The following is a 20,432-nucleotide window of genomic DNA, read 5'->3' as shown; positions in this document are numbered from 1 at the left end:
AATATGGAATTCAATGAAAAATTGCTAAAAGAAAAATATTTTCCGCAAGCATTAACAAAAATAAAAGAAATTGTTAAAATTCAATCATATGCTCAACCACCCACAACAGCAGCACCTTATGGGCCTGGTGTTAAGGAAGTATTAGATTATGCTATTAATTTAGGACAAGAATTAGGTTTTAAAACTTATCGTGATAAAAACAATAAGTATGGATATTTAGAATATGGTGATGGTAAAGAAATATTTGCCATGTTAGGTCATCTTGATGTTGTACCACCAGGTAATTTAGAAGAATGAAAAATTCCACCTTTTTCGCCAGAAATTATTAATGATATTTTATATGGACGAGGTGTATTAGATGATAAAGGTCCAACAATTATTATTCTATACTGTTTAAAATATTTAAAAGATCATGGCTATCAACCAAATCGTCGAATTAGAGTTATCTTTGGTTTAACTGAAGAAACAACATGAGATTCAATTAACACATATATGAAGCAAGAAGGTACTCCAACTTTTGGTTTTACTCCTGATGGTATGTTTCCGCTAGTATATGCTGAAAAAGGAATTATTAACTTAGATATTATTGGTACAGGTCATAAATCCATTGTTATTAATGCAGGTGATGCTTACAATGTCACTTGTTCTACTAGTAATATTAATGGTGTTGATATTGAATCATTTGTTAAAATTGGGAAAAATAAGAAATATCGAATTGAAAATAATAATCAACAAATTACCATTCATGGTAAACCAGCACATGGGTCACGACCAGATGAAGGAATTAATGCAGGATTAAGAAGTTTATTAATTTTAAATGAACTTAAAGTTGAACATAATCTAATTAAATTTGTTGGTGATATTTTACAAGAAGATACTGCTTTAACAAAATATTTTGGTGATTTAGATGATGAATCTGGAAGTTTTACTATTAATGTTGGCATTGTTGAAATTAATAGCAAAAGTTCAAAATTAGGATGTAATATCCGTATTCCAGTTAAAACTGATTTACAAGAAATTTTAAATAGATTAATAAAAATATTAAAACCTTATAATTTAACAATAAAACAACAACATTATGATAAACCATTATATATGCCACAAGAATCAACAATTGTTATTAAATTAATGGAAATTTATCAAGAAGTTACTGGTGATAAAAAAGCAAAACCAATTGCAATTGGTGGTGGAACTTATGCTAGAGCAATGCCAAATTGTGTAGCATTTGGTGCGATATTTGATCATACTAACTCAACTGAACATCAATATAATGAATGTATTAAAGTTGACGAATTATGAAAATCAATGTTAATTTATGTACGTGCTATTAGTACACTGGGAAGTTTAGAAATTGGTAAATTATATAAAAAGTTAGAATAGTTTATTCTAACTTTTTATATTTTCATTCAAATAAATTTTATGCAATTGAAAGAGTTCTAGGACAACCAACAAAAGCAGGACCATTAATACTATTAATAACACTTACCAATTCATCATTAAAGTTATTACTTAATTGTCGTTCATCACTACTATTAATACTCATATAATTACTATTAGTTACTATTTCCTCTAATTCATTATTTGGAGTAGACGTAAAAAATTTCTGTCATTGTTTTTTAGCATATTTATTTAATACTTTATTACCAATAGTATCATTGATAATTAAACCAAACATAATAGCAAACATTGGAACTTGAAAAAATGTAGATTCAAATTCTGGTAATCTATCAGCAGTATACATAACAGCTGCAGTTTTAATTGCATTATCTATTATAGTTGCTATTACCATTGCTGTTAAATAACCACCACTTTTTAAAAGACTCATACATTTTGATTGTTGAGAAAGTAATGATTCTAACTCATCATTTTCATTATTATTATTTAAACAGTTAAAATATCTTTTGAAAGCAAACCACATATGTGTTTTTGTTAAATATTCTATACCCTTATCTATTAAGATAGAAGTATAACATAAAACTTCTGCTCGTATAATTGTTGATAAAATGAGGTTTTTTAATAATCTGTGTTTCTTTGTTTTACAAAGTTACTAATTCAGATTAATTCTGTCTTCAAATTTTATCATAAAATGAGCAATTGCTGTATTTCAATTTTGAATGGGCATTGTTCATTTTTTTGTTATATTGTCAATTGCTAAATAAAATATTTTAAAAACTGACATATTGTTAGGAAAAACTTTTTTATTTCTGATGACTTTTCGTAATTGACTATTAACAGATTCAATAGCATTTGTGGTATAAATTACCCTTTTTATTTCTGCAGGATAACTAATAAAAACCATTAAATTATCTCAATTTTTATATCAAGATTTAGCAATTTGTGGATATTGTTTAGTTCATTTATTTTCAAATGATTCTAAAGCTTGCATTGCTTGTTCTTCACTACATGCAGTATAAATTGGTTTTAAATCTGCAACTAGAGATTTTCTATGCTTATATGAGACATATTTCAAACTATTTCTAATTTGATGAACGATGCATAATTGATGTTCGGTTTTAGGATAAACTGATTGTATTGCTTCTGACATGCCTGTTAAATTATCACTACAAGCAATCAGAATATCATTTAAGCCACGATTTTTCATTTCTGTGAAATTGGCTAATCAAAATTTAGAACCTTCATTTTCACTAATTCATAAACCTAAAACATCTTTTTTACCTTCTAAATCAACTCCTAAAGCTATATAAACTGATTTATTAATAATCCGTTTATCTTGTCGTACTTTAACTACTATACAATCAAAATAAACAATCGGATAAACACTATCTAATGGTCGATTTTGCCATGCTTTGACGTCATCAATAACATCATCAGTAATTTGACTAATAACACTTTCACTAATATCAGCACCATGATATAACTCTTGTAATTGCATTCTAATATCTGATAATGTCATACCTTTTGCATATAAAGAAAGAACTTGTTGATCAAAACCATCAAATCTTCTTTGTCTTTTTGCAACTATTACAGGATTAAAATTACTATTACGATCTCTTGGTACATCAATTTCAATTTTACCTTGTTGGGTTATTAATTTTTTTGAACTTATACCATTACGAGCATTGTCACTATTACTATGTTGATTCTTATCATATCCTAAATAATTTTGCATCTCAGAATTCAACATTTTTTCTACTAATCTTTTTGTTAATTCTTTATATAATCCTCCCTCTTTAAAAACTGTTGTTAAATCTTCAGTATTTTCTAATAATAAATCTACTGCTTGTGATATTGGATCATTGTTATTAATATTTTGCTTTTTAGCCATCTGTAACTCACTCTTTCTAGAAAATTAATTATATTTACTAGAACTAATTAAACATAGTTATTTTTGTAAGTTACACAGATTACTAAACATTACCGATAAATATTTGGGCCATAAATAATTTTACTTCAATATTCAGCTAAACTAGTTAAAGAACCAACTGAATACATACTAGAAGCCGTAATCATAAAATGATTCGAAATTTAATATCCAGCTTTTGCTATTAGCATTTTTCCAAAGATAGCTGTTTTTGAAAGACATGAATAACCTTCTTCAACACCAATTTCGGGATATAAAGATAAAAGCGGACTCATTTCTTGATCAGCAGTTCTATTAAATATTGTTCTTCCCTCTTGTCAAATTTTTTCTGCGCCCCATTTTCATAAATTCATTGCTTGTGTACTAATTACCAATTGTACTGGAGTTACTCCAAAATCAACTAAATTATTTAAAGGATTTACTTTATTTCAATCAAATGTTCCAATACTAGTAACTGCTACCTGAAATACTCGTTGTACAGTTTTCAAACCAACTGCTGCTGTTAATAAACTAGCTGTTCCAATTATTTTTTTAGTATCTGATCATATTAAACTACTTCAACTATTATTAATAGTATTTGCTTCTATATTGGTATCTATAGCTAACTAAAGTAATGTTTACTCATATCTTGAAAAACAAAATCAATCGCGTTTTTAATATTTGGTCAATAATTTGGTAATATTTTTCTTATATTATGTTTTATAGCAAATCAAAAATGTTCAATTGGATTTAAATTAGGAGAATATGGTGGAAGAAATAATAGTTTGCATCCAGCATTTTCAATTAATTGTTTTGTTGCTTTAGATTTATGAAACGTCGCATTATCTAAAACTATAATTTGTCCACACTTTAATACTGGAATTAGTATATTTTTAACATATGATTCAAAAATTTTACTATTGCAATGTCCTTCAAATGCTCATAGAGCTTTTAATTTACCTTTATTTAGTGCACCAATTATACTCATTCTCTTTATTTTATATGCAGGTTTATTATCAAATAATCTTTTACCTTTTTCAGACCAACCATATTTATAAAATTCATTATCATCAATTCCAGATTCATCAATATATACCAAATCTTCATTCATTATTTTCGCTATTTCTTTTAAAAAATCTTCTTGTTTATTTTTATCTCTTTGTTCATATAGAAAAGTTTTTTTTATATGTATAATTTAGTTTTTTGAAATAGTTATAAACTGTTTCTTTTGTCATATCACCAAATTTTTCAATTACTTTTTGAACTGTAACATCTTTATTTTCTGCTAAATAATTTTTTAATTCATCTAAATCCTTTATTTTGTGGCTATGTCCTTTTTGATAATTCAAAATTGGTTTTATATTTCCGGTTTTTTGCTTTCTTTTTCTTCATAAAAATAAAGTCTTTCTAGTGATATTGAACACTTTACAAATTTCTTTAATTTTCATGTTTTTACTTTCATAAACTTCTATTACTTTTCTTCGTAAGTCCTCACTGTATGGTTTTGGCATAATTTAATCTTCCTAATCTATTTTAATTATTGCTGAATTATACTTGTAAGTGCAAGAATTGTTTAAATTACATATTATTATTTTACATTATTTATGAGTAAACATTACTTTAGTTAGCTATATATCATTATTTATTAATAACTCTTCTTCTTGTGGCATTTTTTCTCTTCTCTCTATTTCTTTATTAAAACATAAAAAACACATTAGTAACAAACTTTACAAAAGTGGTTATAAACCATATTTTGTTAAATTGCTTTTATGTGTTTTAACATTAGTATAAAGGATTATCACTTAATAATCAATATATAAATTCAATAATTTAAAAATATTTATTTGGGTATTTATTATATATTTGTTACAATTATTAAGCATTTATGAAAAGTATTAAGGAGTAAAAAATGACAGAAAAAAAACGCATTGTTGTTGGTATGAGTGGTGGTGTTGATTCATCAGTAACAGCAGCACTTTTACAAGCAGAAGGCCATGAAGTTATTGGTCTTTTTATGCGTAATTGAGATTCACTTTTAAATAATGATTTACAAGGTAACAATAATCAAGATATTTGTCCACAAGAACAAGATTATCTTGATGCTTTAGCTGTTTGCCAAAAATTAAATATTAAATTAGAAAGAATTGATTTTGTTAAGGAATATTGAGATAATGTTTTTACTTATTTTCTTGAAGAATTTAAAAAAAGTCGTACTCCTAATCCCGATATTCTATGTAACAAATATATTAAATTCGATGCTTTTTTAAAATATGCACAAAAAAATTTAAAAGCAGATTATATTGCAATGGGGCACTATGCACGAATTAACTACAATCCAATTACTAAACAATATCAGTTATTAAAAGGAATTGATGATAATAAAGATCAAAGTTATTTTTTATGTCAATTAACACAAAAACAATTAAAATATAGTTTATTTCCTTTAGGTAATAAAACTAAAACTGAAGTTAGGGAATTAGCAAAAAAATATAATTTACCAACAGCAACAAAAAAAGATTCTACTGGCATATGTTTTATTGGTAATCGTAATTTTCAAACATTTTTAACAAATTATTTACCAGCTAATCCTGGCAAAATTGTTGATATTAATACCAAAACTACTATTGGTAATCACAATGGTGTTTACTACTATACACTTGGTCAAAGAAAAGGTATTAATCTTTCAGGAATGAAAGTTCCATATTTTGTTGTTGAAAAAGATGTTACTAATAATATCCTTTATGTTGCTAATGATAATGAAAATAAATGACTAATGAATAGCAGTTGTACTGTTAAATCATTGAATTGAATTAATAATAGTACATTAAAAAACTCTTTAAAATGTAATGCAAAATTTCGCTATCGTCAATCTGATATTGCTGTTATTATTAATTTTATTAATAATGATGAAATTAAGGTTGAATTTTCAGAAAAGATACGCGCTATTACGCCCGGTCAAACCGCTGTTTTTTATGATGGTGATATTTGTCTTGGTGGTGGAGTTATTGACCAAATATTTCGCTAATCAATTATTAAAAAACTAATATAAATAATAAAATTTTTAATTACATATTTTTTTATAATTTTCAAGATTCAAAAATTACTATTAAACTATTTTTTTAGTTTTTAGATACTTTTATTGCATTTTCTTTTTTACGTTTTTAAAATATAAAATAACCTATTATTATAAAAGTTATAGAAAAAAACAAAAAGGAGATTTTTAATGAAAAAAATATTAACAATATTAACTACCTTAGCATGGTGGTTAGCCCTAATTACTGGACCATATTTTGATAGATATTTCTAAATTTTTATTTGTAATATTGGTGGTTTTAAAAATTTAGAATGTATTCTTTCATAATTATAAAACATAACATATTGATTTACATCATTAATAGCTTCATTGATTGTTAAATATTGATTTGAGTCTTTAGGCAATCATTCTTGAGATAAATGTGAAAATCAATTTTCAGATATGACATTACCGCCAATATCATATGGTTGTTTTTTGCTTAAAATTATTTGTTTGTTTTTTGCTCATTTTGTAATTTCTTGACAATAAAATTCGTTGGCGTTATCTGAATGTAAAATAACGTTTTTTATTTGATTTCAAGAAAATTGGTTGTTTATTTTTTCAAGTGCAGGAAGAATTAAATCTTGATATGATTTATTTGAAAATGTATTATAACTAACAACATTATTTGAATAAAAATCAATAATTACAAAAAGATATAGTCAACCTTCTTTGGTGTTTATTTGTTTAGTATCCATTGATCAAATTTGATTTGAAGCGGTTGTACTTTTGTAATCTTTGTTTACTTTATCCATTGTAGGTATTCACTTATTTGGATTTTTTTTGTTTTTAGGATAGTTATTTTTAGTTTGTTTTAATCCTTGAATATTGTGTTTTTTCATAATTTTTCGCATTTGTTTTGTTGATAATTCTATATTTAAAATGATATTTTTCTCTTGTTTTAATCACTCTTTAAAAGCTGAAAAAATTCTTAAATATCCATAAATTCTACCTTTTCTTGTAGAATGAAATTCGATTAAAAGTTGGCATAATTCTTGATATTTATGATTGCAATTAATAATATGATTTTTTTCTTTTTTAATAAGTTTTTGTTTATTTTTTAAAAAGTAATATGTTGATCTGTTTAATTGAAGATATTGACATAAGTTTCTAATTGAATATTGATTTTTGCAATCATCGATAATTTTAATTTTTTCTTTGATATTTAATTTGTTAATTATTAATGCTATTTGTTTAATTTTATCCATTAATAAAAATCCTTTCAGGTCAAAATTAGTGTTCATTATATAACACAATTGTTTTTAGAATACATTCAGATTTTTTAAATTAATGGTCTAGTAAAAAGGGCTAAGTGGCCCATTCCACAAACATTCAATGATGAAAATCAATTTGAAGTAACATATCGTTTTGCTGCTCACGATTGAATAATTATAAAAATTAGTTATGATATTTTTTTGAATATGGAACAAATATATAATGATGAAAATCAAAGTAATTTTCAAAAATTATTTTATAACATTATTATCGATTTTACTAAAAAAGATGAGACTGGGTTTGCTGGTGGTATTTTAGAATCAGATTATACTACAGCAATTTCAATAATAATTGAACATTTTGAAGAAATTAATCAATTTTTTAAAACTTTATCACAAGGCCAAGGTATAAAAATTATTACAAATAGAATTGGATCATGAGATAAAAATGATAATATGGGAATATTTAATCAGTAAAACCTAATTATAATTAAGTAATATTTAGTTTTTATTTTGATATTTTTTTCTAAAATTATTTTGAAAAAAATATTAATTTAAAATTCGTGGTTTAGATTGAAAAGTATTACTAATACCATTATTACTACTATTACTATCAACAGTATTATTTATAATTGGCTTAATACGCATATCAAATATAGTAATAGCAACATTTTTAATACTAATAAAAAATTGCTTTAAAAAATCTAATTGTTCAAATGTAAAATTTAGTTCTTGATTAGTAATCAAATCATTAATTTTTTTAATATCATAATTATTTTCATAATATACAGCAAAATTATCACATTGATTTTGTTTGATCAACATAAAAAAAGAATCAATAGTATTATTATCCAACTCTTCAATTGGTAATGCTTTTAAAATTTTAGGTTCAGTATCATTATAAGTTGTTGTTACTTTATATAAAATTTTTAAATCATTATCAATTTTATATTTTTCTAATTTATAATTTTTTAATTGATTGTTATCATTAACATAATATGATTTGTTTGCCATTTGATTACCACCTTTAAATAAAATAAATCCTTTTTCAATTTAAATAAATGAAAAGAGATTTAAAAAATCAAGTATTAGTTCTTATTTAATTTTACAACTAAATTATTTAGAAATAAAGTAAATCTATAATAAAATATATTATTTTATTATAGATTTAAATTTAATTTATATTAATTAGAAAATTTATTATTTGCCTGGAGTTCCAACAGCCATTTTTTTTCAAGAATAACACTATAAAAATGTAACTGTAAAAATGCGGGTTCACCATCATTAAAAGTTTTTATTTCTTCTGTGCCGGTAGGTGAACTAAAAAAATGAGTTGTAAAAGATGTATTTAATACTTTAAGTAAAGACTCAAACTTTGTTTTGTTTAATTCATCAGTAAACTCTAATTTAAAACCAGAAGTTGGCTGATCGGCCTTGAATCCTTGATCAGCAGTTAGTTTTAAATCAGTTAAAGGTTCTTTTATAATATTACTTGTTATTACCTTTGAAACATTTAAATTTGCTGCCTTTATATTAATATTATAAGATTTAACAAGCTTAGCAGCAGTTTTGCTACTCATAATATCAATTTGACAAATACCATCCGCTACTTTAAAGTCAGTTGTGTCAGCAACTGATATTTCACCTGGAGCAGCAGTTTTAATTGTTACAATTAAATTGGTAATAGCATCAACATCGGATTCTGAATAATCATTATCTTGATTACCAGATGTAAATCCCAATTCCCTTAAAAAGGTTGCAGCATCAGCATCTTTTGCTTTCCATTTACCATCAGTAGAACCTTCAACTAATAACTTTTCTTTAAACAAATTATCTTTAATAAGATTAGTAGAGTCAGCAGTGATAATACAAGTTCCAAGATTATCAAAATTTATTACTTCATCAATTATACTTGTATTTTCATCACTATATCATCCTAATATTCTGCATATTTCCCATTTAATTGCGGATTATTAGGAATATTTGAACCATTATTACCGCACGCAACAACTGAAGGAGTTGCTCCTACTGTTAATGCAAGGGCACCCATTAATCTTAATATATTTTTCATATTCACATATACCTCCAATAATATTCTTTAAACTTATTATAATAACTATAAATCAATAACTTAGTTACTTTTTTTAATATAACATCGTATAATAAGTTCTCCAATATTTATTATATACTATATGTTTATAATGTTTAAAAATATGAAAAATAAACATTTTTTAAAAATAAATTACTCCTTTTAAATTAAAAGGAGTAATTTATTTTTATTTTATAAAATTATGCAACTGTTAATGTAGTTTTTACAGTAGTAGGATCAAAATTAACATCACCTGTTTTATAACTTATTTCTAATTTTTTACCTTCTGCTCATGTTCCTTCAGCATCAGTCGATTCCATTTGCGCAGAAATTTTTAAGCCAGTTAACGTATTTAAAGCCATAAATTGTTTTCCATTATCTGTTTTATCAACAATACTTATTGCTGCTCCTTGTTTAGCACCTGGTGGAATATTTCCATCTTTTACAAATAAAATATTTGAATTTGTAACAACATCAGTATCTACTATTTCAATTTTACCAGCTATTGCAGCAAGACCAGCAGCAATAACACCTTTTGTTTTATCAGCTTTTAACTTAATGCCATAAACATCACCAAGTGCCTCTTCACCTTTTTTAAATTGGAAGTTAAAAGTACCACCAGTAATAGCATAATCTTTACTATCATCCATTTTAGCTAATTCTGCTTTAATATTAGTAACTTCAGCAGTTATTGCGTCTAATACAGCTTTATCAAAAACTCCATCAGCAAAAGTAGTTCCCTCTTTTGGTTTAACTTTTAATACATTAGTAATAAAATCAAAACATGATTGATTTGCCGCTTTATCTCCCTCTCCTAATAATTTACTAGCTTTAATTGCTGATGCTTCAGCAACAACTCAACTAACATTATCCTTGACAGTTGTATCAAGTGAAGCTGTTTGTACACCTTCTCCTTTTTCATCTGTTAACCCTAATTGTTTTGATACTTCTACGTTCATGGCTACACCAGCTTTATCACCACAAGCAACAACTGAAGTAGTAGCTGCTGTTGTTAATGTTAATGCACCCATTAATCTTAATATATTTTTCATATTCATATATAGTACCTCCAATAATATGACTTTTGAACTACAAATACAATAACCACAATTTAGAATTACTTCTAAACATAATATTGAAATGAATCCAATTAACATTATACATCATATTTTACTTTCTACCATCAATATACTTTATAATAATATAAAAAAATATTCATTATTAACACCTTTAATATTACTATAAAAATTTATCAAAAATAATAAATACTAAAAATGTATTAGTTATAATAACCAATACATTTTTAAACTTTTTTTATTCTTCGTCTTCACGCCATTCGCCTTCTGACATCAATAATTCTTTACGTACATTTTTAGCAATTGTATAATTAGGGTTTTTATCATCACCATTAATTAAAACATTACGTACTAAATAATTTTCAATTTCATTTTGTAGATTTTTTGCAACAAAAGGTCAATCATCTTTCACTCTAAATTCGCTATCCAATTCTTCTTGTAATTTAGGATTTGTAAGCATTCTTTTTCTTTGCATTGGCTTATAATAAGCAAAGTATCAAATTAGAGCAAACGCAATGCTAGCAATTAAATAAATTAATTGTAAAACATTAGAAGTTATATCAGATATTCCTTTTGTAGTATCAGTTCCACCTTTACCAATAAGACTTGCACCCGAAATTAAACCATTGATTAAAGATCTTAATCATTCTTCAAATTGTCAAACTAAGAAAAGTGTTGCTGCAAGTCAAATAATAATTTCAAAAATATTTTTTTTCAATTTCTTTTCTATAGACAGTTTAATTGCAATGGAAAGTACAAAAACATAAATAATAACCATAATAATACCGGCTTCAGCAGTTAATGTTCCATAATTAACAATCGAACTTAAAACTAATTGTCCATCCTTATAAACAGGATGCAACGTATCAACTATTACTCCAATAATATCAGGTAAAATTAATCATACAAAAGCTGAAGAAAAAGTAATAACTAAATTTAATCTAGAAGCTTTAAATGGAATGTTATCTTTTGATAATTCTTTATATTTAGGTGAAATATACCCCTCAACAGATAATGGTTCTAAAATAGCACCACTATATAAAGCATTTTGCATTCCAGCATTAGACTTTAATGAAATAGTACAAATTAACATTACAAGGATACCAATTATTCCTAATCATTGTGCATGAGCTTTATCACCTAAAATTTTAAAAATACTTAAGTTGGGATTATCTGAAAAATTACCAGCAACAGCACCAATCATAAGGATTGTTACTGCCATATAAAAAATAGTAGATAAAATCATAACAATAACTAATGAACGACTAATATTTTTTTCAGGATTTCTAACATTTTTACCAATTGTTGAATAGGTTTCAAATCCTAAAAAGAAAAAGAAACACATGGCAAAAGCTTGTGAAAAGTTATTAGCAGTTAATTGTTGATGAGAAGTAGTCATATCTCAATTTGAAGTTCCTGCCATCACAAATAATATAATAGTTGCTATGATTAATAAAAAAGTTGTTCCTCATTTTAAATAACTAGAAATATTCACAAATTTTTTAAATGCAGCCATTCCTAAAAATAATACACAAGAAGCTAAACCATAAATTAGAATTCCAATCAAATCTAATCCTAAATGTTGTCATACTCCTCAATTAGCATATAAAAAAGAAGATGGATCAGTAAAGTTAATTCTAATCATTGATACAATTTGTGAACTAACTATAACAGGTAAAGTAGCATACTGTAAAAAAGAAATTAATCAACCTCAGAAGCGACCATAACTACTTCTAACATAAATATAAGCAGCACCATTATTACCCGGATGTACTCTTGAAAGTCTTGAGAAAGCTCAAGCACAAGTTCCTGCAATTAATCCTTCTACTAAAAAAATTCAAATCATATGAGAACCTAAATTTAAACTATCTTTATTAATTAAAATTGCAAAGTTAGCAGTAAAAGTAATTCCAACAGTATAATTAAAACCAAACCAGACTAATTCTGATAAAGTTAATTTATGATTTGTCCTTTCTTTTTTCTTAAAAAGTTTTAACATAATATTCTCCTTTCAATTATAATAATTATATACCTTTAAAGTGATTTCATTAATTAATGAAATAGTCAATAAAATCAAAAAAATAAAAAAATATATGTAATTTATAATAACTAATTTTATTTTAAAATACTACTAATATTTAATTAAATTTTCAAATAATACTAATAAAAAAATAACATTTTTTTAAAAACTATTATTATAATAATGTTACTTAAATAAAAATACTACTTTTTTAATAAGTTATTTTAAAAAATAAGCTTAAACATCTTTTATTCTACATGATAAATAGTGTATTATATAATAATACTTTTAAAAAAATAAAGAAGGAGGTATTAATCATATATGGGAATTACCAAAAAGAAAAAATTTCGTTTATTTCCATTTAAAATGCCAACAGCAATTACAGTCTTATTCTTTATTATTGCTCTAATTATTATTATTTCTTGGATTCCAGGAACAACAGGTAAATGATTAGAAGATGAATCAAAGCCTGTAAGCACTGATAACCCCTGACAAGACGGTGGGCCATTAGGTATCATGGACTTATTTTTGGCTCCAATTAAAAGTTTCATTGGTAGCAGTGATATTATTGTTTTTGTTTTAGTAATTGGTGGATATATTGGCATAGTCATGAAATCAGGTGCACTAGATGCAGGAATTGGTCGTTTAGTTAAACGTCTAAACGGAAAAGAAATTTGAATTATTCCTTCAATTATGACTATCCTATCGATTGGTGGAACAGTTGAAGGAATGTGTGAAGAAACTATTCCTTACTATTTAATTATTATTCCAGCAATGTTAGCTGCTGGTTTTGATGTTGTTACAGCTGTATTAATGATTTTATTGGGTGCTGGTGTTGGTGTTATGTTTTCAACACTTAATCCCTTTGCTATTGCCACAGCTTCACAAGCTAGTGGTTTAAATCCGGGTGATGGAATCATCTGACGTTTAATTTGTTGATTTTTAGCAACTATCGGTACTATTGCTTTTGTTATGTGATATGCAATCCGTGTTAAACGTAATCCTGAAAAATCAGTTGTTTTTCACTTACATAGTGAGCATCATGAAGAATTTATTAATAAAGAAGAAATACCTGAATTTACTAAACGTCGTAAAATTATTTTAGCACTATTTGGATTAACATTTTTAATTATGGTGCTTTGTATTATTCCATGAGGTAAAATTACAGGAACAACTATTTTTGATGATTTTCACAATACATTAATTAAATATTTTCCATATTTCACAAGTCAAATTAATGCATTTGGTGACTGAAATATTGAAATGTTAGCTTTCTTATTTTTCTTTGTTTCAATTATCATTGCAGCAATTGATTGAAAAGGCGAAGAACAATATGTTCGTAATTTTATTAGTGGTTCTTCAGAATTATTAGGTGTTGCTTTAATAATTGCTGTTGCTGGTGGAATTGGCTGATCATTACAACATTCAGGAATGCAACATGTTGTTGTTGGTCAATTGCAAAGTATTGATAAATTGCCAAGATTTGCTATTGTTATTATTGGTTTTTTTGCTTTTCTTTTGATTGCCTTTGTTATTCCTTCAACATCAGGATTTGCAAAAGCTGTTTTCCCTATTGTTTCAAAAATAGTAATTCCTTTAGGATTAGGTTCAGGAATGATTACTACTTTTGTTATGGCTAGTGGTTGAATTAATTTATTTGCACCAAGTGCAGGTGTAATGATGGCAGGACTTGCCATTGCTAAAGTTCCCCTAACAAGTTTTTATCGAGCAATCTGACCATATACTATTGGTATTACTGTCTTTGCCTTAATAATGTTAAGTATTGGAACTTTATTACCTCAATCAATATTTTAGTAAAATTTAAAGCACTATGTTAATTAAAACTTTTCTCTAATTAGAGAAAAGTTTTTTAATTTTTATTTCATTTTTATAAAATTAAACATCGTTTGGGAAAACATTCACTTTCACGATTTGTTTGCGTTTGTTCATTATTTAGTAGACTTAATTGATCATCTGCTAATTCTGAAATTTCTACAACTTCATCTTCTGGTAAAAAAATTTGTTCTAATATTTTATTAATATTATTTCAATCATTTACAAAATTTTCACCCATTTTACTGTCTCTAATTATTTTTCTAGTAGCAGGATCATATTCTGTTGATTGATAAGAATTTAACAACATTTCTTCAACAAAAGCAGAAACTTTATAAATAATTAATAATTTTTGGTTAATATTATCATCACTTTTTTCTTTCTGTAATTGCTGTTTATACTTACTTAATTCATCTCATAATGATTTAATATTTTCCTTTTTTGCTTCTATTTTTCTAAAAATTTCTATAATTTCTTTATAATCAACTTTTATTTCAGATAGTAAAAATTTTAAATTCATATTTTTCCCCTTTCAAAATAAAAAACCTACTTGCTTAAAACTTAAACAATAGGTCAAAAACTTATATTTTTTTATTTATAGAAATATTATACTTTATTATTTTTATTTTTTTCAGATATTACTTTATAACAATAAATACTAATATAATTTTAATTTTTAATTAAAATCTTAAATATTTTTAATATATTTTGATTATATTAAAAATTAAAATTATAAGTGTTTTTTATTTAATTTTACTATTAATAATTTATAAATACACTCTTAAAGATGTAAAAAAACCATAAAATTTTTTTTATGTATTATAATAGTGTTAGTGAGTTATTTAAAATAATATGTTTTACATAAGATTATTGAAGATAATTTCTCACATCTATTCTAGATTTAACTGAGGAGATTAAGAGAAAAATGAGGAATATGAGAACATTATTAAAGTTATTAGGTGCTAGTGTCATAACAACAGTACCAGTAACTACTGTTATAGCTTGTGGTAACAACAAAGAAGATCAGGTAAAAATATTACTAGATCAAGTATCAATAAATTTAGGTTTAACAAATGATGAAGGAAACGGTTTAAAAACTATTAGACTTGATTGAGAAAAAGATACATCCTTTTTCTTAATTGATAATTCCGATATTTTGGTTACTAAATTATTAGAAAAAGAGGCAACTACTGGTCAAGCCAAAGCTAAAGATAAAGACAGTTTCTATTTTTTAAAATCTGTTTTACAACAGAAATTAACATCAGGAACAACACCTGAAGATGGTACTTTTGATGCAGCGGAAGTTGCTAAAATTAAAAATAAAATATCTAATATAAAAGTTTCTACTAGTAAATTTGTAGAACCAAATGATGATGAAAAACTTGTAGTTGGTGATGGGACATATAATTTACAATTCTTTAAAGAAGATGGTAAAACAAATTTAGGGGATAAATATACAGTAAAAGTAATGACTGGAACTGATGCTTTATTTAATATTTTTGCAAGTGATAGTCCTGCTAAGTTAAGTTATAATGAATTTGTTTATGAAGGAAGTTCTATTGAGTATTTCCAAGCGGGTTATAAATTAGAAGAAACTGTTAATAAATGATTAAAAGATAAAACAGAAGTACCATTAATAAGCAAAAGCAGAACTGAAAAAGCTATTAAATTTAATAACTTTGAACAATTAGTTGGTTGAAAAGCAAAATTTAATGTTATAAGTTTTGAAAGAAGGGGAGCATTCCCTCGTCCAAATAATTTAACAGACGGAGATGAACTAACACTTTCTATTGCTTTAGTAAAAAACCAAGAAACTATTTCTTTAAAGTCAACAATAATAATAAGAATAAACAATTAATAGTAAAATAATAATGATATGATTAGTATAAATCATTATTCAACTTTTCTAAAATATATTAATTAAGGTAATACTAGACTAGTATTACCTTATTTTTTACTTCAAAATAATATATAGCTAACGAAAGTAATGTTTACTCATAAATAATGTAAAATAATAATATGTAATTTAAACAATTCTTGCACTTACAAGTATAATTCAGCAATAATTAAAATAGATTAGGAAGATTAAATTATGCCAAAACCATACAGTGAGGACTTACGAAGAAAAGTAATAGAAGTTTATGAAAGTAAAAACATGAAAATTAAAGAAATTTGTAAAGTGTTCAATATCACTAGAAAGACTTTATTTTTATGAAGAAAAAGAAAGCAAAAAACCGGAAATATAAAACCAATTTTGAATTATCAAAAAGGACATAGCCACAAAATAAAGGATTTAGATGAATTAAAAAATTATTTAGCAGAAAATAAAGATGTTACAGTTCAAAAAGTAATTGAAAAATTTGGTGATATGACAAAAGAAACAGTTTATAACTATTTCAAAAAACTAAATTATACATATAAAAAAAACTTTTCTATATGAACAAAGAGATAAAAATAAACAAGAAGATTTTTTAAAAGAAATAGCGAAAATAATGAATGAAGATTTGGTATATATTGATGAATCTGGAATTGATGATAATGAATTTTATAAATATGGTTGGTCTGAAAAAGGTAAAAGATTATTTGATAATAAACCTGCATATAAAATAAAGAGAATGAGTATAATTGGTGCACTAAATAAAGGTAAATTAAAAGCTCTATGAGCATTTGAAGGACATTGCAATAGTAAAATTTTTGAATCATATGTTAAAAATATACTAATTCCAGTATTAAAGTGTGGACAAATTATAGTTTTAGATAATGCGACGTTTCATAAATCTAAAGCAACAAAACAATTAATTGAAAATGCTGGATGCAAACTATTATTTCTTCCACCATATTCTCCTAATTTAAATCCAATTGAACATTTTTGATTTGCTATAAAACATAATATAAGAAAAATATTACCAAATTATTGACCAAATATTAAAAACGCGATTGATTTTGTTTTTCAAGATATGAGTAAACATTACTTTAGTTAGCTATATATTATTTTAATTCTTCGCTATTAACTTTCATTGCCGAAATTTGTTTTAATTGAAATTGTTCATGCACTACTGCTTCAAATTCTAAAACAACACCTACTTTAAACTTAAGAAAAGCATCATTAACATATTTTTTATTATTAAAAATTAAAACTGCCAATTGTTCAAAAGCATAATTTAAAATTTTATCAGAATTTGGCTCTAAAGAAAGATAACAAAATATTTGTTCATTTCTTAAATATTGCGATATCTCAAAACTATTATTTAATTTATCTAATTGTTTTCATAAACATGGTGTTAAAATAATTGGGAGCATACCGATGTTGTCAATAATATTCAAATTTGTCTTAAAATTATAAAGTTAGACGAGAATAATTTTGACTTCAATATGCAATTGTATTGTAATTTTAACACTTGTAAAATATTAGTCAACAATAATACTTACTTTGTCATTATTTAGTGATAATTTCCTATTAGTTATCGAGTGAAAATTTCCCAAAAAGTGAGGTTAAATATACTTGGTGATAAATATGGAAAGAAGCATGACTATGAAAGAAAAATATAAATATAAAATTATAAATGACATTATTATTAATAAATTATCTAAACATCAGGCCAAGAATAAACTTAACCTAACTATTAGAAGAATTAACCAATTAATTAAAATTTTCAATAGAGAAGGTAAAGTTGGTTTTATTCATAAATCTAGAAATAAAATTTCTAATAAAGTAACAAAAATTGAAATCAAAAATAAAATTATAAACTTATATAAAACAAAATATTATAATTTTAATTTTCAACATTTTCATGAAAAAATAATTAGTGAAGAAAAAATTAAAATTTCATATAGCACACTTTATACTATATTAATCAAAGAAAAAATTATTTCACCAAAAAGACATAAAAATAAAAAAAATAACTTACATCCAACTAGAAATCGTAGAACAAATTTTGGTGAATTAATTCAAATGGATGCAAGTAATCATCATTGATTTGGTAATGATAAACCAAAAGCATTTTTACATGCTGCAATTGATGATGCTACAGGAAATATTGTTGGACTATGATTTGATCATCAAGAAACATTAGATGGTTATTATAATGTTTTTTATCAAATTTTAACTAAATATGGCATACCAAAAACATTTTATACTGATAACAGAACAGTTTTTGGATATAAGAAAAAAATTGATGCAGGAAATATAAATACAGAAAATGATACTTATACTCAATTTCAAAAGTGCTGTAATGATTTAGGTGTTGAAATAATTAGAACTTCAATTCCACAAGCTAAAGGTAGAATCGAACGCTTATTTGGAACGCTTCAAAGTCGATTAATTAGTGAACTTAGACTTAATAAAATTAAAAATTTAAAAGAAGCTAATCAATTTCTTAAAATATACATAAGTATTTTTAATAAACAATTCGGTTTTCCTATTGATGATAATAAATCTGCTATGATTAAAGCTCCTATACAAGAAGAAATAAATATTTATCTTTCAAGATTTTCTAAAAGAAAAACAGATAGTGGTTCAACTATAACATACTATGGTAAAAAGTATTTTTCTTATAAAAATAATAAAGTTCAATATATACAACCCAGAACTGACGTAATTGTACTTAAATCGTTTATTAATGAGTTATATCTTAGTTATAATAATCAAATATATCAACTAAAAGAAATACCACTAAAGCCAATTATCAAAGAAGATTTGATAAAAACTAAAAAAGTTTATATACCAAATAAAGACCATCCTTGAAGATATGGTTATTAATAATACATAATTAAAATTAGGCAAAAAATAGAATTCTATAAGAGATTTTATTTTTTGAATACTAAATCATATAAATTTTTAAATCATTTGTATATGAGCAAATTTGGTGTCTTAAAATTAATTTTAAATATATAAAGATATTACAATTGTAATATCTCGTTTTTAAATTTGTGGCAAGCTTGGTTTATATCCGCTTGTTGAAGATTGAACTTGTAAATCTGTTGAATTTATTTCTGAAATATTTAAATTTGATTCCATTTTGTTATTTAGATTTAATTTTCCATAAATTGCTAAACTTAAGACATCATTACACATATCTAAAATAGTTTTATTAATAAATTTAGCAAAACTTTTTTCTTCTGCAATAGAACCATCACCACTTCCCTTATAAGTTGCATTCAAATCTAAATTCGTATTTGTCAAATCAATTCCATATAAATATCATTCTTTGGTGCTGATTTTGTTTGCATAATGTTTTCCTAAATAGTAAATTTTGTCTTTTTTGTTAGTAACATTAATGCCAGTTTCTTCTCACATTTCATCAATAACTGTTTGATAATGAGTCTTATTTTCAACTCCACCAGTTATAGTGCTATATTCACCTATTTGCTTATTTTTAAATAATGGATTGTATTCTTTATTTAATAAATAATGATATTCATTATCTTTTAAAACATAGGGCAAAATGGCAACTCCTTTATTATTATTTCAAGGTTCTTCAACACCACAGTAAAAGTCTTCTTTAATTAATTTTACAAAAGTAGTTCCTCCATTTGTACATGTACCATTAAAAAATTCTAAATTTTCTAAACCACCATTAACATGTCTTTTTTTATTATACTTTTTATGACGATGTTTATGATTAAAAATTTCAGGTTGTTTTAAATTAATTGGTAGTTGTTGTAAATTAGTTAATGATTCTTGTAAAGTTATTGAGTTAGTTAATGATTTTATTGGCATAGATTGTACTTTTTGTTTTTCATTATGAAATAAAGGAATACTTAATATTCATAATTTAAATAAATAACTTGGATTAAAATATTTCATTTTAATACCTCTTTCAAAAT

22 protein-coding genes are annotated in these 20,432 nt (G+C 24.8%); 8 read left to right on the top strand and 14 right to left on the bottom strand.

Features of this window, described 5'->3' with window-relative positions; all coding sequences use genetic code 4:
- The first annotated feature begins 3 nt into the window (after positions 1 to 3).
- A complete protein-coding gene (locus tag AACL11_RS07760; RefSeq protein WP_338987255.1) occupies positions 4 to 1,380 on the top strand; it encodes a Sapep family Mn(2+)-dependent dipeptidase in 1,377 nt (458 codons plus the stop codon).
- Between the two features lie 37 nt (positions 1,381 to 1,417).
- Here the strand turns inward: AACL11_RS07760 and AACL11_RS07755 are convergent, their stop codons facing one another.
- The 5 genes from AACL11_RS07755 to AACL11_RS07735 form a co-directional block, all read right to left on the bottom strand.
- Positions 1,418 to 1,918, bottom strand: a complete 501-nt coding sequence (locus AACL11_RS07755) for a hypothetical protein (RefSeq protein WP_338987252.1) — start codon at positions 1,916 to 1,918, stop codon at positions 1,418 to 1,420.
- Positions 1,919 to 2,047: 129 nt separating this feature from the next.
- Positions 2,048 to 3,286 carry an IS256 family transposase gene (locus tag AACL11_RS07750; RefSeq protein ID WP_338987249.1) on the bottom strand — a complete coding sequence of 413 codons (1,239 nt, stop codon included), beginning with the start codon at positions 3,284 to 3,286 and terminating at the stop codon, positions 2,048 to 2,050.
- A gap of 200 nt (positions 3,287 to 3,486) precedes the next feature.
- Positions 3,487 to 3,810, bottom strand: a complete 324-nt coding sequence (locus tag AACL11_RS07745; RefSeq protein ID WP_338987246.1) for a hypothetical protein — start codon at positions 3,808 to 3,810, stop codon at positions 3,487 to 3,489.
- Positions 3,811 to 3,923: 113 nt separating this feature from the next.
- Positions 3,924 to 4,424, bottom strand: coding sequence for an IS630 family transposase (locus tag AACL11_RS07740; RefSeq protein WP_338988468.1), 501 nt, complete (start codon positions 4,422 to 4,424; stop codon positions 3,924 to 3,926).
- A gap of 28 nt (positions 4,425 to 4,452) precedes the next feature.
- Complete coding sequence (locus tag AACL11_RS07735; RefSeq protein ID WP_338973555.1) at positions 4,453 to 4,812, bottom strand: helix-turn-helix domain-containing protein; 360 nt, start codon at positions 4,810 to 4,812, stop codon at positions 4,453 to 4,455.
- A 398-nt stretch (positions 4,813 to 5,210) separates the two neighbouring features.
- Here AACL11_RS07735 and mnmA point away from each other — a divergent pair, with 398 nt between their 5' ends.
- The gene (mnmA, locus tag AACL11_RS07730; RefSeq protein ID WP_338987243.1) at positions 5,211 to 6,326 is read left to right on the top strand and encodes a tRNA 2-thiouridine(34) synthase MnmA; all 1,116 of its coding nucleotides are present in this window, start codon (positions 5,211 to 5,213) and stop codon (positions 6,324 to 6,326) included.
- 278 nt (positions 6,327 to 6,604) lie between these two features.
- On the opposite strand, the gene AACL11_RS07725 is transcribed toward mnmA, so the two are convergent.
- Complete coding sequence (locus tag AACL11_RS07725; protein WP_338986622.1) at positions 6,605 to 7,618, bottom strand: IS3 family transposase; 1,014 nt, start codon at positions 7,616 to 7,618, stop codon at positions 6,605 to 6,607.
- A 177-nt stretch (positions 7,619 to 7,795) separates the two neighbouring features.
- Here AACL11_RS07725 and AACL11_RS07720 point away from each other — a divergent pair, with 177 nt between their 5' ends.
- The gene (locus tag AACL11_RS07720) at positions 7,796 to 8,065 is read left to right on the top strand and encodes a hypothetical protein (protein WP_338987240.1); all 270 of its coding nucleotides are present in this window, start codon (positions 7,796 to 7,798) and stop codon (positions 8,063 to 8,065) included.
- A 72-nt stretch (positions 8,066 to 8,137) separates the two neighbouring features.
- Here the strand turns inward: AACL11_RS07720 and AACL11_RS07715 are convergent, their stop codons facing one another.
- From AACL11_RS07715 to AACL11_RS07695, 5 genes are all read right to left on the bottom strand, one after another.
- A complete protein-coding gene (locus AACL11_RS07715; protein ID WP_252319384.1) occupies positions 8,138 to 8,602 on the bottom strand; it encodes a hypothetical protein in 465 nt (154 codons plus the stop codon).
- A gap of 170 nt (positions 8,603 to 8,772) precedes the next feature.
- Entirely contained in the window at positions 8,773 to 9,417 is a 645-nt protein-coding gene (locus tag AACL11_RS07710) for a hypothetical protein (protein ID WP_338987236.1), read from the bottom strand.
- 107 nt (positions 9,418 to 9,524) lie between these two features.
- Entirely contained in the window at positions 9,525 to 9,665 is a 141-nt protein-coding gene (locus AACL11_RS07705) for a hypothetical protein (RefSeq protein WP_338987233.1), read from the bottom strand.
- 212 nt (positions 9,666 to 9,877) lie between these two features.
- Complete coding sequence (locus AACL11_RS07700) at positions 9,878 to 10,735, bottom strand: hypothetical protein (protein ID WP_338987230.1); 858 nt, start codon at positions 10,733 to 10,735, stop codon at positions 9,878 to 9,880.
- A 256-nt stretch (positions 10,736 to 10,991) separates the two neighbouring features.
- Complete coding sequence (locus tag AACL11_RS07695) at positions 10,992 to 12,752, bottom strand: APC family permease (protein ID WP_252319387.1); 1,761 nt, start codon at positions 12,750 to 12,752, stop codon at positions 10,992 to 10,994.
- 342 nt (positions 12,753 to 13,094) lie between these two features.
- Here AACL11_RS07695 and AACL11_RS07690 point away from each other — a divergent pair, with 342 nt between their 5' ends.
- Entirely contained in the window at positions 13,095 to 14,588 is a 1,494-nt protein-coding gene (locus tag AACL11_RS07690) for a YfcC family protein (protein ID WP_338987226.1), read from the top strand.
- A gap of 73 nt (positions 14,589 to 14,661) precedes the next feature.
- Here the strand turns inward: AACL11_RS07690 and AACL11_RS07685 are convergent, their stop codons facing one another.
- Positions 14,662 to 15,126 carry a hypothetical protein gene (locus AACL11_RS07685; protein WP_338987225.1) on the bottom strand — a complete coding sequence of 155 codons (465 nt, stop codon included), beginning with the start codon at positions 15,124 to 15,126 and terminating at the stop codon, positions 14,662 to 14,664.
- Between the two features lie 414 nt (positions 15,127 to 15,540).
- On the opposite strand from AACL11_RS07685, the gene AACL11_RS07680 reads away from it, so the two are divergent.
- From AACL11_RS07680 to AACL11_RS07670, 3 genes are all read left to right on the top strand, one after another.
- Positions 15,541 to 16,464 (top strand): hypothetical protein, encoded by a 924-nt coding sequence (locus tag AACL11_RS07680; protein WP_338987222.1) that lies wholly within the window; start codon positions 15,541 to 15,543, stop codon positions 16,462 to 16,464.
- Positions 16,465 to 16,698: 234 nt separating this feature from the next.
- Entirely contained in the window at positions 16,699 to 17,058 is a 360-nt protein-coding gene (locus AACL11_RS07675) for a helix-turn-helix domain-containing protein (protein WP_338973555.1), read from the top strand.
- Positions 17,015 to 17,587 (top strand): IS630 family transposase, encoded by a 573-nt coding sequence (locus tag AACL11_RS07670; RefSeq protein ID WP_338988471.1) that lies wholly within the window; start codon positions 17,015 to 17,017, stop codon positions 17,585 to 17,587. The genes AACL11_RS07675 and AACL11_RS07670 overlap by 44 nt, the downstream gene beginning before the upstream one ends.
- 7 nt (positions 17,588 to 17,594) lie before the next feature.
- Here the strand turns inward: AACL11_RS07670 and AACL11_RS07665 are convergent, their stop codons facing one another.
- Positions 17,595 to 17,906, bottom strand: coding sequence for a hypothetical protein (locus AACL11_RS07665; RefSeq protein WP_338987220.1), 312 nt, complete (start codon positions 17,904 to 17,906; stop codon positions 17,595 to 17,597).
- A gap of 214 nt (positions 17,907 to 18,120) precedes the next feature.
- Here AACL11_RS07665 and AACL11_RS07660 point away from each other — a divergent pair, with 214 nt between their 5' ends.
- A complete protein-coding gene (locus AACL11_RS07660; protein ID WP_252319108.1) occupies positions 18,121 to 19,365 on the top strand; it encodes an ISNCY family transposase in 1,245 nt (414 codons plus the stop codon).
- 162 nt (positions 19,366 to 19,527) lie between these two features.
- Here the strand turns inward: AACL11_RS07660 and AACL11_RS07655 are convergent, their stop codons facing one another.
- Complete coding sequence (locus AACL11_RS07655; protein WP_338986545.1) at positions 19,528 to 20,412, bottom strand: hypothetical protein; 885 nt, start codon at positions 20,410 to 20,412, stop codon at positions 19,528 to 19,530.
- Positions 20,413 to 20,432: the final 20 nt, after the last annotated feature.

The organism is Spiroplasma endosymbiont of Dasysyrphus albostriatus, from assembly GCF_964019495.1.
Classification (GTDB): Bacteria; Bacillota_I; Bacilli_A; order Mycoplasmatales; family VBWQ01; genus Spiroplasma_E.
The sequence above is the reverse complement of the archived record's forward strand: the minus strand, read 5'-3'. Positions and strand labels throughout refer to the sequence as shown.